General features: G+C 70.1%; 8 protein-coding genes. 5 read left to right on the top strand and 3 right to left on the bottom strand.

Annotated features, from left to right (window positions below; translation table 11 throughout):
- Nucleotides 1-211 precede the first annotated feature (211 nt).
- Entirely contained in the window at nucleotides 212-2,137 is a 1,926-nt protein-coding gene (locus tag OV090_RS27360; RefSeq protein ID WP_267707566.1) for a hypothetical protein, read from the top strand.
- Between the two features lie 110 nt (nucleotides 2,138-2,247).
- On the top strand, nucleotides 2,248-3,633 hold the full coding sequence (locus tag OV090_RS27365) for an adenylate/guanylate cyclase domain-containing protein (RefSeq protein WP_267707567.1): 1,386 nt from the start codon (nucleotides 2,248-2,250) through the stop codon (nucleotides 3,631-3,633).
- 133 nt (nucleotides 3,634-3,766) lie between these two features.
- Here OV090_RS27365 and gltX read toward each other — a convergent pair whose 3' ends face one another.
- Nucleotides 3,767-5,257 carry a glutamate--tRNA ligase gene (gene gltX / locus OV090_RS27370; protein WP_267707568.1) on the bottom strand — a complete coding sequence of 497 codons (1,491 nt, stop codon included), beginning with the start codon at nucleotides 5,255-5,257 and terminating at the stop codon, nucleotides 3,767-3,769.
- A 56-nt stretch (nucleotides 5,258-5,313) separates the two neighbouring features.
- Here gltX and OV090_RS27375 point away from each other — a divergent pair, with 56 nt between their 5' ends.
- The 3 genes from OV090_RS27375 (at nucleotide 5,314) to OV090_RS27385 (ending at nucleotide 9,002) form a co-directional block, all read left to right on the top strand.
- The gene (locus tag OV090_RS27375; protein WP_267707569.1) at nucleotides 5,314-6,147 is read left to right on the top strand and encodes a methyl-accepting chemotaxis protein; all 834 of its coding nucleotides are present in this window, start codon (nucleotides 5,314-5,316) and stop codon (nucleotides 6,145-6,147) included.
- Nucleotides 6,148-6,383: 236 nt separating this feature from the next.
- The gene (locus tag OV090_RS27380) at nucleotides 6,384-7,763 is read left to right on the top strand and encodes a hypothetical protein (RefSeq protein ID WP_267707570.1); all 1,380 of its coding nucleotides are present in this window, start codon (nucleotides 6,384-6,386) and stop codon (nucleotides 7,761-7,763) included.
- 483 nt (nucleotides 7,764-8,246) lie between these two features.
- A complete protein-coding gene (locus tag OV090_RS27385; RefSeq protein ID WP_267707571.1) occupies nucleotides 8,247-9,002 on the top strand; it encodes a CPBP family intramembrane glutamic endopeptidase in 756 nt (251 codons plus the stop codon).
- A gap of 9 nt (nucleotides 9,003-9,011) precedes the next feature.
- Here the strand turns inward: OV090_RS27385 and OV090_RS27390 are convergent, their stop codons facing one another.
- Together OV090_RS27390 and OV090_RS27395 are read right to left on the bottom strand one after the other, a co-directional pair.
- On the bottom strand, nucleotides 9,012-10,736 hold the full coding sequence (locus OV090_RS27390; protein WP_267707572.1) for a serine/threonine-protein kinase: 1,725 nt from the start codon (nucleotides 10,734-10,736) through the stop codon (nucleotides 9,012-9,014).
- Nucleotides 10,737-10,786: 50 nt separating this feature from the next.
- Nucleotides 10,787-12,610 carry an ABC transporter substrate-binding protein gene (locus tag OV090_RS27395; protein WP_267707573.1) on the bottom strand — a complete coding sequence of 608 codons (1,824 nt, stop codon included), beginning with the start codon at nucleotides 12,608-12,610 and terminating at the stop codon, nucleotides 10,787-10,789.
- Nucleotides 12,611-12,646: the final 36 nt, after the last annotated feature.

Genomic DNA, 12,646 nt, shown 5'->3' on the forward strand with positions numbered 1-12,646 from the left:
TCCCCGAGGACAGACCCCTCGATTCGGGAGCGCGCCCGCGAACAAGCGCCGCGGAGCGAGCGACGGCCCCGGGCGAGACGCGTCGGAGGTCACAGAGCCGGCCGGCCGGCCCGGGTAGGCGCGACTCGGAGCGGGGCCGACAAGCGCGTGACGCAGGGCAAGCGCCCCGGCCTCCGCGCGCGCCGGCGCAGGCAGTAGCGTCGGCCCTCTGATGTCGAACCGGCTCGCTCCTGCTCTCGTCCTCGCCCTCCTCTCCGCCTGCGGCGACGACACCTCCACGTCCACCGACGGCGGCAGCGCGACCAGCTCGGGCACCACCACGACCAGCACTTCCGGACATGTCCCCACGACCAGCAGCGCCGCCGACCCGACCACCGGCGCTTCGGACTCGCTGAGCGCCACCGGACCGACCACCGGCGACACCGTCACGCCCACCACCAGCGGCGACACCACCACTGCCACCACCGGCGACACCACCAGCCCGGCCACCGCCACCGAGACCGCCACCGACGTCACCGCCACCACCGACGCGACGAGCACGACCGCCGCCACCGGCGACACCACCGGCGACACCACGCTCGATACCACCACCATGACCACCGGCACGCCGGGCTGCGCGGACGTGACGGACTGCCCGGCCGAAGCCTCCGAGTGCCACGCCCCCGCCTGTCAGGCGGGCGTCTGCGACGAGGTCGCCCTGCTGCCCGGGGCGCCGTGCGCGACGGGCGTGTGCGACGGCGACGGCACCTGCGTCGAGTGCGTCCTGCCCGAAAACTGTCCCATGGGCCAGCTCTGCATCGCCCAGCAGTGCGTCCCGCCGACCTGCGACGACGGGGCCGAAAACGGCATGGAGACCGACGTCGACTGCGGCGGCCCCGTCTGCGCCCCGTGCAGCCCGGGCGGCGCTTGCGAGGACGACAGCGACTGCCAAAGCGGCGTCTGCACCGGCCAGGTCTGCCAGGCGGCCGCCTGCGACGACGGCGTCGAGAACGGCGGCGAGTCCGACGTCGACTGCGGCGGCCCCGACTGCCCGCTGTGCGGGACCGACGACGCCTGCGACGACGACCTCGACTGCGAGAGCCAGGTCTGCACCCTCCAGGTCTGCCAGGCGCCGACCTGCGACGACGCCCAAAGGAACGGCCAGGAGACCGACGTCGACTGCGGCGGCCCCACCTGTCCCGAGTGCCAGGATGGCGAGAGCTGCCAGAGCGGCACCGACTGCGACAGCGGCGTCTGCACCGGCCAGACATGCCAGCCCCCGACCTGCAACGACAACGTCCACAACGGCCAGGAGACCGACGTCGACTGCGGCGGCCCCACCTGTCCCAAGTGCCAGAGCGGCGAGGACTGCCTGGTCGACGCCGACTGCGACACCGACGCCTGCGAGAACGGCCAGTGCGCCGACCCCCTGCCCGCCTGCGCCTCGGCGCCCGCCGATCCTGCTACCGGTCAGCGCTGCCCGCTGTTCATGCCCTGCGCCAGCAACAGCGAGTGCGGCGTGTTCCAGGGCTGCCAGCAATGGTTCTGTAACCCGAGCAAGACCTGCGAGCTCAACGCGCTCAGCAACTGCGGCACCACCAAGGGCGGCAACTGCAACGCCGGCGTGATGTTCACCCAGACCGACGACCCGCCGGTCGACAAGCGGTTCCTCCCGCCCGACAACGTCAATTTCCGCGAGGTCGCGACCCTCGCCTTCACCGTCTACAACAACACCGCCAGCGCCCTGCGTCTCGACAAAATCCCGCTCACGCTCGAGACCATGGGGGGCGGCAGCGCCTTCGACGTCTCGTCGGCCAAGCTCTACCAGGACAGCGGCGGCGCCGAGTTCAGCGTCGGCGACCTGTACGTCCACCTCACCGGCAACCCGTTCTCGTTCCCGGCCAACGGCGTGCTCGGCCCGGCCGCTGGCAGCGCGGCCTCGCAGGTCAACGCCGGCCAGTCGAAGCGCTTCATCATCACCCTCGCCTTCGCCAAGGAGAAGACCTTCATCGCCGGCCGCTCCTACCGCGTCAAACTGGTGAACCCCGCGGGGGTCACGTTCAAGGTCGGCTTCAACGGCCCCGACTACGTCGGCACCAACTGCGGCGTCCCACCCGAGGGCTTCATCGGCGCCTGGGTGACCGCGCAGAACCCCTGACGCCCACATCCAGGGCGAGAACGCACATGTCCCCGAGGACATCTCGGCCCGCGCGGCGCGCAGCGGGCTGAGCCTCGCCAGCCTCGCCCCGGCGCGGTACTCTGGGACGCGTGCCGGAGCGCGTCTACGACCCCGCGTTGACGAAGGCGCACCTCAGCAACCGCTTCGCGCTCACCCTCGTCCATTACTTCTGCGAGCGCTTCGGCGAGGAGGTCGCCGACCGGATCGTCGAGGGCGCCGGGCTCAGCCTCGAGTATCTGCAGGACCCCGAGCGGTGGACCTCGGTCGAGTTCGACCGCCGCTTCTGCGACTCCGCTGCCCGCCAGCTGTGCGGCCTCGACGCCTCGCCGGGCTACGACCACCCGCTGTGGCTGCACTGGCGTGACGCCTCGGCGTCGATGATGCAGCGCCAGGACATGGGCCCGATGTGGCTGCTCCTGTGGGCGCTGCAGGGCCCCGGCGAGTTCTTCGGCGACATCGAGCGCATGTACACCCGCGGCAACCGGATCACCCGCATGCAGCTCGTCGACCGCCGGCACGGGGCCGCCCGCGTGCGCGCGGTGATGGACCACGAGATCGCCGACCGCCCCGGGGCCTGCTGGAGCCGCCGCGGCTTCTTCGCGGCCATCCCGACCATCTGGAGCCTCCCGCCGGCGCAGGTCGAGCACCGCGAGTGCATCCACCTCGACCCGGCGGTGCGCCACTGCTGTTACGACATCTACTACGACGAGCGCATCGTCGACGACCCTGCCGCCGAGCTGCAGCGCCTGCGCGCCTACGTGCGCGCCACCCTGCCCGACCTGCTGCGCCGCCTCGACGCATCCGCGCTCGAGCGCCGCGACGCCGAGCTGACCCAGCGCAAGCTCGCCAACTACTTGCCGGCGCACGTCATCGAGGCCATCCGCATCAACCCCGAGGAGGAGGTCCGGGTCGGCGGGCGGCTCACCGAGGGCGCGGTGCTGTTCGCCGACGTCAAGGACTTCACGCGCCGCTGCAGCGAGCTCGGGCCGGGCGCGGTGGTCCGCCAGCTCAACCGCTACTTCGAGCACATGGACGCCATCATCCTCGCCCACGGCGGCATCATCGACAAGCGGCTCGGCGACGGCATCATGGTCGTCTTCATCGACCCGCGCGGCCTCCGGCCGGTCGGCGAGCTCGCCGTGGCGGCGGTGCGCTGCGGCCTGGCGATGCTGGCCGAGCTGCCGGCCTGCAACGCCGGCATCGTCGACGACGGCGGCCGCCCGCTCGAGCTGCGGATCGGCGTCGCCGCCGGCCCGCTGGTCCACGGCAACATGGGCTCGCCCGCCCGCCTCGAGCACACCGTCATCGGCGAGACGGTCAACCTCGCCGCCCGCCTCGAGTCCGCCGCCACCCCCGGCCGCCTGCTGACCCAGCCAGGCTTCCTTCAGAACATGTCCCTCGGGTCATCCTGCGACCATCGCGTGATCTACGCCAAGGGCTTCGGCGAGGTCCCCGCGGTCGAGCTGACGCCCTGAGCCGCGCTGCACGGAGCCGAGCAAGTCCGGCGGGCGCGGCCTGGACATGCCCCTTCGCGCAGGTGCGAACGGACATGCCCCTTCGCGCATGATCCGGCGGACATGCCCGTTCGGACATGCCCGCCGGGCCTGCTCAGCCCTTCTGCGCGCGCAGCAGCGCGACGACGTCGCGGATCCGCAGGCGGCAGCGGTCCTTGCCGCACAGCGCCATCGTGTCGAACAGCGACGGCGAGGCGGTGCGGCCGGTGACCGCCACGCGCAGCAGCATGAACAGGTCCTTGTTCTTCCAGCCGTTGCGCTCGCAGAAGCCGCGGGCGAACGCGTCGAGGGCCGGCGCCGTGAAGGCGCGCGCCTCCGCGTCGCGCTCGATGTCCTGGGCGAACGCCTCGAGCGTGGTCGCGACCTCGGCGGGCGTGCGGTCCTTGACCTTGAGCTTGTCGATCACCGGCCCGTAGTCGAGGCTGCCGCCGAAGAAGAACGACAGGTACGGGATGAAGTCGTCGAGCCGGTTGACCCGCTCCTGCGCCTGGGCGAGCAGCGGCAGCAGGCGCGCGCGCGACAGCGTGCGCTCCATCAGGCGGTCGTAGAGCGTGTCGACCGACATCGCGCGGATGTCGGCCCCGTCGAACGCCTCGAGCTTCTTCTGGTCGAACACCGGCCCGCCGGCGCTGACGCGCGACCAGTCGAAGTGCGCGATCATCTCGTCGACCGTGAAGCGCTCGCGGTCGTCGCCCATGCTGTAGCCGAGGTTGGCCATGAAGTTCAGCATGGTCTCGGGCAAGTAGCCGAGGTCGCGGTAGTGGAACACCGAGACCGGGTTCTTGCGCTTCGACAGCTTCGACTTGTCCTCGTTGCGCAACAGGCCGAGGTGGAAGAACTCGGGCGCCTCCCAGCCGAAGGCCTTGTAGAGCAGCACGTGCTTGGGCGTCGACGTGATCCACTCCTCGCCGCGGATCACGTGGGTGATGCCCATGTCGTGGTCGTCGACCACGTTGGCCAGGTGGTAGGTCGGGAAGCCGTCCGACTTGAACAGCACCTGGTCGTCGATCAGGCGGTTCTCGAACCGGACCTCGCCGCGCAGGTGGTCGACGAACACGGTCTCGCCGTCGTCGGGGACGCGCAGACGGACCACGTGCGCCTCGCCGGCCGCCATCCGCGCCGCGGCCTCCGCGGGCGAAAGCGAGCGGCACTGGCCGTCGTAGCCGAGGGTCGACTGCTTGGCGGCGATCTGGTCGCGGCGCAGCTGGTCGAGCCGCTCCTTCGTGCAGAAGCACGGGTACGCCTCGCCCTTCTCGACCAGCTTCTGGATCTCCCGCCGGTACAGCGGCAGGCGCTCCGACTGGCGGTACGGGCCGTGCGGGCCGCCGACGTCGGGGCCCTCGTCCCACTCGAGGCCGAGCCAGCGCAGCGCCTCGAAGATGGCCGCTTCGCTGCCGGCGGTGTAGCGCTCCTGATCGGTGTCCTCGATCCGGAGGATGAACTTCCCGCCGTGCTTGCGGGCGAACACGTAGTTGAACAGGGCGATGTAGGCCGTGCCGACGTGCGGGTCGCCGGTCGGACTGGGGGCGATCCGCACGCGCGGAGGCAGGCGCCCAGGCGGCCGCGCGCCGTCTTGTCCGGTCATGACCGGCTCCTACCACGGGGCCGCCGGGCCCAGTACACTGCGGGCACGTGAGCGAAATGACGACGGAGACCCAGATCTTCAACGCGGTGTGGTCGGTGATTCGCCGCCGCATCCTCGACCGGGGGGTCTCGGCCACCGAGCTGTGCGACAACGTGATTCGCCGGCTCGGTCGCCTGCACCGCGCCGAGGGCCGCCTGCGCGCGGGCGACACCGTCCTCGACCAGGACAACACGCTGCTGCCGCTGCTCGCCCGGGCCACGAGCCTCGGAATCACGCTCTACCACGGCAACCGCCGGATCGCCTCGACGTCGGCCCTGGGCGTCGGCAAACCCGGCGAAATCGGCGGCTACGCCGACGCCGAGCTGGTCGACGTCGTGCTGCGCAAGCGCGAGATCTTCAAGGGCTCGCTGAAGCGCAACGGCCTGGTCTATCTCGTCACCGCCCGCCCGCTCTACCCCACCACCTCGCCCGACGAGACGGCGCCGATCGGCATGATCGAGGCCTTCCAGTCGGAGCAGTCCTTCTACGAGTCGCTGGTCGCGGCGGCCCGGATCGGCGTCGAGCAGCGCACGGCGGCCCAGGAGGAGGCCGCCGACGGCATGGAGGGCGTGATCCATTTCCTCGACGACGTCGCGCGCCGACTGCAACTGCTGGCGCTCAACGGCAACATCATCGCCGCGCAGGCGGGCGAGTACGGCCGCGCGTTCCGCGTCGTCTGCCGCGAGCTCGGGACGCTCGCCGATCGGGCCAAGGGCACCGTCACGGACGTTCGCAAGCTGATGCAGACGATGGGCCTCGAGGCCGGCGAGGGCCACGGCGAAGAGTTCGGGCGAGCGCGGGGGAGCGGCGCTGCGGGCACCAGCGAGGGCGATCCGCCGCTTTCCGTGTGACCCGGACGACCTGTCCCATGGGCCTGGGCCCAAAGGACTCCCGGTTCAAACCCGAGAATTCACGGCACTCGCAGCCCATTTAGCCCATCTTGCGAGCGGCCGGCCTTGCGACCATCGCCCGTGACGTGCCCGTGCGGGCGGGGCCATCCCCGGCAAAATCCTCCAATTTGGGCTTGTACTTCCAAATCCGGGCATGCTACGTCACTGGCCCAGCGGCCCAGGTCCGGAGATAAGCCATGGACCAGATCTTCGAGAGCCATTTCGGTGGCAACCAGAGCTCGAACGGCGGCGAAACTGAGGCCTACTGCCCCAAGTGTCGCGCCGACACCACGCACGTCATCCTCGAGAGCTACGGCGATGAAATCCGCCGCGTTCAGTGCGGCGTCTGCGGTGATATTCACTCTTTCAAGCCTCCGCGGGGCCGGGACGACGAGAGCCCGGAGCCGCTGAGCGTGTCCCGGCGCAAGAGTATGAAGAAATTGTCCTGGCTCGACGGGGTCCACACGTACGACGTGAATAACGCCGTTCGGTACAGCCCCAAGGCGCTTCTCCAGCTCCATCAGATCGTCGTTCACCCCACCTTCGGCGTCGGCTACGTCAGCGAGCTGATGGGCGATAACAAGGCGGAGGTGATGTTCCGCAGCGATCTGACGCGCCTTCTGGTCCACGGCCGCGGCGAGTCCGCCGACGAGCGCCGGGGCGAGCGGGTCTCCGGAGAGGAAGTCCGCCAGCTGCTCGGCCTCGAGATGGGTCCCTCGCCCGAGGAGATCGCCGCCCAGCGCGAGCGCCGCCAGGCCGAAGAAGACGCCGAAAAGCGGGCCGCAGCCGAGCAACGCAAGGTCCTGGAGGCCCAGCGCCGCGAGGAAGAACGCCTCCGCCGCGAGTCGGAGCGCGACCGCAAGCGCAAAGAGAAGGAAGACGAGAAGCGCCGCAAGGAAGAGGACCGCGAGCGCGTGAAGCTCGAAAAAGAGCAGGCCCGCAACGCCGCCAAGCAGGCCAAGGAAGACGAGAAGCGCCGCAAGGAAGAAGAGCGCACCCGGGCCGCCGAGCAGAAGAAGCAGGACGCCGAGCAGAAGAAGCAAGACGCGATCACGGCCAAGGAGACCGCCAAGCGCGAGGCCGAGGAGCGCAAGAAGGCCCAGGAGGCCGAGAAGGCCAAGAAGGTCCTCGAGAAGGAAGCCGGCCGCAAGGCGAAGGAAGCCGAGAAGGCGAAGAAGGCCAAGGACGCCGAAAAGGCCAAAGAGAAGGCCAAGAAGGTCAAGGACGCCGAGAAGGCCAAGAAGACCAAGGACGCCGAAAAGGCCAAGAAGCAGAAGGCCCCGGCGAAGAAGCCGGTCGCCAAGAAGCCCGCCGCCAAGAAGCCGGTCGTCAAGAAGGCCGCCACCAAGAAGCCGGCCGCCAAGAAGCCCGCGGCGAAGAAGCCCGCCGCCAAGAAGCCGGTCGTCAAGAAGGCCGCCACCAAGAAGCCGGCCGCCAAGAAGCCCGCGGCGAAGAAGCCCCTGGCGAAGAAGCCCCTGGCGAAGAAGCCCGCGGCGAAGAAGCCCGCGGCGAAGAAGCCCGCCGCCAAAAAGCCCGCCGCCAAAAAGCCCGTGAAGAAGCCCGGCAAGCGTAAGTAGCCGCCGCGCCCGCGATTTCGAGCCCCGGTCGACCACCGGGGCTCGTTTCGTTGGTCGTTCCGGCTTCGACCTCGATTCGTGGCATGAGGCGCGATTCATCGGATCGACCACCGCTCAATCGCGCGGCCCCGATTCGCCTCCCTGCCGGTCCCCTGCCCCCAAGGCGATCGATTTGGCCCCGTGACAGCGGGGAATCACCGCAGTCTCGATTCGAGGAGCGTCGCGCTCGATTCGTCCTGTAGCGATTCCCCGTCGGCGCCGCCCAAAACCTGTCGCTCGCGCCCGACAGGGGATCTCAGCGGACACGCGCGCCCTCGCGCGCGTGCGGGGGTGGCCCTCGACCCGACCGCGCTCCCGCCATGCCCCTCGCCGCCTCAGGGCCTCGCGGCGCGCCCGGCGGCTCCCTCCGGCCTCCCCCTCCGACGGGGTCGTTTTGGCCGATTGCTTGGCGGCTGACGCTGGCTCGCGCAGGCTTGGCGGTGCATGGCCCGTGCACAGCCGCCTCGGCCGCCGCCCCCTCGCGCGCGGAGCGCCTTCTGGGAGCATTTCTCGGCGCGCATCGATCCGTTCACCAGCGCGGTCCTCGTGTTCCCGCTGTTGCTCGTCTATCAGCTTGGGATCCTCGGCTCCGGCGGTCTCGGCCTCAACGGCGTCGACTTCGTCACCAAGGCGCTGATCGAGCTGTGCGCCCGCGACCTCGGCAACTACATGGCCGCGCTCGGGGCCGGCCTGCTCGGCTACGCCGCGATCCTGGTCATCCTGCGCAGCTACGGCCGCTTCAGCCCCCAGCGCTTCGTGCCGATGCTGGTCGAGTCCGGCTTTTACGCCTCGACCATGGGCACCCTCATCCTGCTCGTGATCCACCGCTTCGCCGAGCTCGTGCCCGGGCTCGCGGTCGCGGCCCGCACCAGCGTCGCCGACATCGCAGTCATCTCGGCCGGCGCGGGTCTCCACGAGGAGCTCATCTTCCGCGTCCTGGGCATGGGCGGCATCGGCTTCCTGCTCTCGGGTCTGACCGGCCGGCGACGCGCGTGGCTCGGCGCGCTGGTGCTGTCGTCGCTGATCTTCAGCCTCGCGCACCACGTCGGCCCCGCCGGCGAGCCCTTCACCTACGCCGCGTTCGTCTACCGCACCCTCGCCGGCGTCTTCTTCGCCCTCGTCTATCAATTGCGCGGCTTCGCCGTGGCCGCCTGGACGCACGCGCTCTACGACGTCTACGTGCTCAGCCTGCACGGCTGACGCGCGCTGTCACTTCTTGCTGGTCGGCAGGAAGATCGAGCTCCCGCTGTTCTTGGCCGGCAGCTTGAACCTGTCGTCGGGCTTCGTCTCCGCCTTCGCGGCGGGCTTGCCCTCGCCGGTCTTCGGCCGCGGCTTCGCCTTCGGGCGCGGCTCCTCGACGACCTCCGCCTCGGCCGCCCTGGGCCCGGCCTGGAAGCGAGCGAGGGCCGCCCGCGCCTCCGGATTGCCGCCGTCGAGCGCCAGCACGTCGCGGTAGGCCTTTTCGGCCGCGCCCTTGTCGCCCGCCTGCTCGAACTGCCGCGCCACCTGCAGGCCGATGAGCACCGCGATCTTGCGCTCCTGCGCCGACGCCCGGCTCTCGCCGCCGGGCACCGTGTGCAGCTGGTAGCGGACCGCCTCGAGCCCCTCGCGAGCCTTGCCGAAGTCGCCGTCGAGGATCAGCGCGTCGACTTGATCGAGGCGCGCCGCCACCCTCGCCGCGTCGAGGCCGTCCTCCTCGCTGGCGTTGGCGGCCTTCCCTCCCCCGCCGAACATCAACACCGCCGCCACCACCGCTGCCAGCGCGCCGGCCCCCATCACGATCCACCGCGTCGAATTGCTGCGCCGCTCGGTCGGCATCGCCGCGGTGATCGACGGGCCCTCGGCCTCGCCGTCGAGCTGGGCCAGGTCGGCCGCGCTGACGCTGCGGCTCACGACCGCCGATTGCCGGCGCTTGCGCGACATCGGCTTCATCGACCCCGACGGCAGCTCGCGCCCGATCAGGCTCGACGACGGCGCCACGTCGGGGACCATCGCCAGAGTCGACGCGGTCGCGCTCGGGTCGGCGCCCTCGGCGAGCGGCAGGCGGAACAGGTGCGACGGCACGCAGTCGACCAGCGCCTGGGTCAGCGCGTTGGCGTCGAGCGGCCGCGCCTCGGGATCCTTGGCGATACAGCGATCGATGAGCTGCGCCAACTCGGGCGGCACCTCGCTGCCGGGCGGCAGCTTGACCGCCAGCGGCGCCGGCTGCTCGTGGACTTGCTTGTAAAGCAGCGCCTGGTTGTTGTCGGCCACGAACGGCGGCGCGCCCGCCAGCATGCGATAGAACAGCAGCCCGCACGCGTACACGTCGACGCGCTCGTCGAGCGCCTCGCCGCGGACCTGCTCCGGCGCCATGTAGTTGGCAGTGCCGAGTACCTGCTCGGTGGTGATATCGCGTTGTTCGCCCTCGACCAGCTTCGCCATGCCGAAGTCGAGCAGCTTGACGAAGTTGGCTCGACCCTTGCGGGTGATGAGCATGATGTTCGCCGGCTTGATGTCGCGGTGCATCAGCCCGCGGCCGTGCGCGTAGCCGAGGGCCTTGAGGATCTGCGCCGCGATCGGCACGAACTCCGCCAGCGGCAGGTAGCCCTTGCGATTCAGGAAGCTCAGCAGCGGCTCGCCCGACAGGTACTCCATGACGAGGTACGGCGCGCCGTTCTCTTGCCCGTGCCCCAGGACTTCGACGATGTTCGGATGCTGGATCGCACTGAGGCGCTCGACCTCGCGATCGAAGCGGGCGCTCGCCTCGGAGTCGCCGGCCAGATGTCCGGCGAGGAACTTGATCACGACCTCGCGTCGCTGCTCGAGGTCGTGGGCCAGATAGACCACGCCGACGCCGCCGCGAGCGATCAGGCGATCGATCTCATACTTGCCGCCGATCCGCGCCCCGGGAGCCGGATCGAGGGTCGTGCGCGAGCGAATGGGTTCGACCACGGAAGCCTCAGCTTCCGACTATACCCCGACAGCGGGAGCGACGGTGCGCTCTACGGGAGATCCACCCACATGCCTTCGGCACTGGGCGCGGGTTCCAATACGTACATGCGTTTGGGGTCCAGCACCCCTACGCCCGGCATGCCCATGTCCTCGTCGATCCCCCAACCGAGCAGGTTCACGCGGACCTCGCCCGCGGTCAGGTCGAAGTCAAGCGCTCCGCTGACGCCCTTGAGGTCCACCGTCCCGCCGTCGACGAGGATGTCGCGGGCCTTCTTGATGAAGGTGAGCGACAGGCCCATCACCTCGCCGAAGCTGACCGTGGTGCCCTGCTCCTTGTCGGCCAGCTTGGCGATCGCGGCGGCCACGTGCTTGCCGTCGATCGGCTCGCCCTCGGGCACGCCGGCCATCGCCAGCATCAGCACCATCGCTCCGTCGTAGCTGAGCGACGCGGCCGTGATCGGGGCCTGGTCGTTGAACCGGATCTTGTAGCGGATGTTGAAGTTGTTGAAGTTGGCCTCATCGAAGATGATCGGCGCCACGCCCTCGGTGATCTGCGTGAGCACCGGCTTGAGCGGCGCCGGGGCCTTGGCGATGAGCTCGGGCAAGGCCGCCACGACCCCGTGCGAGACGACGAAGCGCGGCAGCGGCGGATCGGGGTTCTCGGCCGACCATGCGTTCATGAAGCCGAGGATGATGTCGATCGCCTCGGTCGTGCCGATGATGCCGATCGTGTCCGGGTGCTCGCCGGGCGCGCCCCAGGCGTTGGCGATCACGGTCCCGTACATCTGCAGCAGCTCGGTCTGGGTCAGGCCGACCGGGTTCGGGTACTCGTGGTTCGAGATGTCGAGCATCGGGTCGTTCATCTCGAGGCGGAGCGTCGCGTCCTCGTGCAGCGAGGTGCCGTAGGCGTCGCTCTTGTAGAGCAGCGCGACCTTCTGCGGCGCCGGCGTGAGCTGCGGGATGCGGTCGGCGAACGCGTTGGCCTGGTACACGTCGCTCGGGATCGTGCGCCACACCAGGCCGTCGTCCTCGAGGTCCGTGATCTCCTTGGCCGAGGCCGTCGGCGAGATCAGCAGCGTCCCGCTGGCCTTGGCCTGGTCGGCCAGGTGCAGCACCAGCTCGCTGAAGATCGGCCCGACCACCACCGGCGCGCCGATCGTCTCGCTGAGGTGGGTGAGCGACGCGGTCGCCCGGGTCGCCGAGCCGGCGTCGTCGCAGCCGATCCACGCGATCTTGAACCCGCCGGGCAGATCGGTGTTGGCGTTGAAGTCCTCGACCGCGAGCTGGACAGCGTTCTGCAGCGGCAGCACCAGCGCGTCGAACGGCGGCGAGGTCGCCATGATCGAGCCGACGAACACCACGTTGTCGGTCGGCTTGTCGCTCGGCCAGTGGAAGGTCTGACACTCGGCGGTCAGCGCAGACACGCACACCCCGGCCTTGCCGCACACGTGGTCCTCGCCGAGCGCCGCGACGCACTCGCTGTGGACCGTACACGCCACCTGCCCGCCGGTCGTCGTCGTCTCGGTGTCGCTCTCGGTCGTCGTGCTGGTGTCGGTCGTGCTCGTGGTCGTGCTCGTCAGCGCGTCGGTGTCGGTCTCGCTGGTGGTCGTGGTGACCGGCGGATCCGTGGTCGAGGTCGGCGGCAGCGACATCGTCGGGCTGGTGCCCGGATCGCTGCTGGTCGTGTCGTCGCCGCCCGGCACGCACTTGTTGCCCGCGCCGCACACGTAGCCGTTGCCCGCGCCGACGCAGTCGTCGTCGACCTTGCAGTCGGCGAACTCGGTGATCGCAGTACATGCCCCGAAGGCCAGGCCGCACGCGAGCCCGGCGAGCCCCAGCGGCAACGTGCGAAGCGAAACAGGCGCGGTGAACACGGGCGACCTCCTGCGTGGGCGAAGCGAAAAGCGGGT

Source organism: Nannocystis sp. RBIL2, assembly GCF_026626745.1.
Classification (GTDB): domain Bacteria; phylum Myxococcota_A; class Polyangia; order Nannocystales; family Nannocystaceae; genus Nannocystis.